2 protein-coding genes are annotated in these 1853 nt (G+C 65.8%); one reads left to right on the top strand and one right to left on the bottom strand.

Annotation, left to right across the window (positions count from 1 at the left end; translation table 11 throughout):
* The first annotated feature begins 172 nt into the window (after positions 1-172).
* Positions 173-631: a response regulator gene (locus I5M_RS13785; RefSeq protein WP_022721928.1), complete on the top strand. Its 459-nt coding sequence runs from the start codon at positions 173-175 to the stop codon at positions 629-631.
* Between the two features lie 252 nt (positions 632-883).
* Here the strand turns inward: I5M_RS13785 and I5M_RS13780 are convergent, their stop codons facing one another.
* Positions 884-1708, bottom strand: a complete 825-nt coding sequence (locus I5M_RS13780) for an alpha/beta hydrolase (RefSeq protein WP_022721927.1) — start codon at positions 1706-1708, stop codon at positions 884-886.
* Between the last annotated feature and the right edge of the window lie 145 nt (positions 1709-1853).

Genomic DNA, 1853 nt, shown 5'->3' with positions numbered 1-1853 from the left:
ATTCGATCGCCGAGATCGACGAGAAGGTTCTGGCGGAGTAAGCGCTCCGCCACATCCCGTACGTTGCCGCGTAGTCCTACGCGGCAACGCATTACGGTTTGATTCATCGCTCCGCTCCACTGTGCGGCGAGCGTGCCAGTGGGCCGCTCGCCCCAGACCTGATCGGAGCGTCATGACCGATACTCAGAACGCCCGGGCCGGCGATCTGCCGGGCACAGACAGTGCTCTGCCGCGGCTGCTCGTGATCGACGACGATGCAGTTCACCGCGCCATCATCTGCAAGATCGCGATCCGCGCCGGCTTCGAGCCGGTCGAAGCGGCGACGCTGAGCGACGTCGTCGAGCTGATGACCTACAATGATTTCGAGGGCGCCACGGTCGATTTGTCGCTCGGCGAGGAAGCCGGCACCGACGTGCTGCGGCACTTCGCGGACCGCGACTTCCGCAGCCCGATCATCATCCTCAGCGGCGCGACCGCGGAAGTCACCCGCAAGGCCCACGATCTCGGCCAGACGCTGGATCTGACGATGCTCGAAGCGGTGGGCAAGCCGGTCGACCTGGCCGAACTCCGCAACCAGCTCTCCACCATCGCCCGCACCTGGCGAATCCTGCAGCAGGGCAACGCGGCGTAGTGATCAAGGATTTCCTCCGTCATTGCGAGGAGGCGAAGCCGACGAAGCAATCCAGTCCCGTGCACTGAGCTGGATTGCTTCGCTTGGCTCGCAATGACGCTACTAATTACTCTTCGTTTAACTCCGGAGCCGTCATCCTGAGGTGCGCGCGCAGCGCGCCTCGAAGGATGACAGCCACACGCGCAGCCCATCCTTCGAGGCTCGCTTTGCTCGCACCTCAGGATGACGTCGTGCGTGTAATAATTCTCAGAATTACCGCAACGTCCGCACCCACTGCGAAATCGCACTGACGACGCGCGGTTCGATTCCGTAGTAACCGTGCGGCGTCAGCGAGCCGCAATCGCGCGGGGAGCGTTGGTCGCCGCCGCTGACGGTGAGGAGTTTGACACGACGCGAACCTGTGAGTGCGGCTGCGATTTTCGGCGCATCGCCGGGCGGCGCGACGTCGCAGCGGTCGTCGGCGTTGGCGACGACCAGGGTCGGCACATCGACCCGCTCGGGGTGTGCATCGAAGACGGTTTCGCGACTGCCGCCGAGCCGCGACACCGACTCGGTCAGCACCACGCCGGCGATCTCGCCGCCGCGCAGATGTGCCGCGCCGTTCATCGCCGCGATCGACCCTTGGCTGGTGCCGACCAGAACGATCGGCGCGTCCGATCGCGCACGGGCGAAATCGACCAGCTTGCGGATCACCTCCGCGTATGCGGGCGTGCTGCGCACGCCGCGCAGATTATCGCCATCCACCGCATCGGGGATCACCACGGCAAAACCCTGCGCCACCCAGAGGCCGCGGGTGCGGACCAGAAAATTATCACCGCGGGCAAAGTGGCCGTCGCTATTCAGCCCGAGATCGCCGGCTCCGCCCGGCAACATCACCAGCGTCGCTTTGGGATGCGCAGCAGCGACATACAGCACGCGCTGCGTCTCTCCTTCCGCGACGGTGAGATCGAGCACCTGCTCGCGGAGGGAAGGCGCAGTTTGCGCTGCGGCCGGCGCCGCGACGCCCAACGACAACAGCGCCGCCGCGACGTAGGCGGCGACGCATCCCGTTCGAAGTGGCTCGAGCCAGGCTTTCATCGACACGCTCGTCGGCCGGGCAGCACAGCGCTGCCTCGGCCGAGGCACATTACATCGGCGGCGTCAGCCCGTCGCGGCCGACGGCGATGCGGCCGGTCTGAAACGAGCCATCGGGCAGAGTCTTCCGAAGGCGATGATCTGGCGC

Origin of the sequence: Rhodopseudomonas sp. B29, from assembly GCF_000333455.1 — a bacterium.
Classification (GTDB): domain Bacteria; phylum Pseudomonadota; class Alphaproteobacteria; order Rhizobiales; family Xanthobacteraceae; genus Rhodopseudomonas.
Note: the sequence above shows the minus strand (reverse complement) of the source record. Positions and strands in the feature narration are given on the sequence as shown.

Bases quoted from the DNA above. Each gene is read 5' to 3' on its own strand.
- I5M_RS13780 (WP_022721927.1), bottom strand. From the start codon at position 1,708: ATGAAAGCCTGGCTCGAGCCACTTCGAACGGGATGCGTCGCCGCCTAC.
- I5M_RS13785 (WP_022721928.1), top strand. From the start codon at position 173: ATGACCGATACTCAGAACGCCCGGGCCGGCGATCTGCCGGGCACAGAC.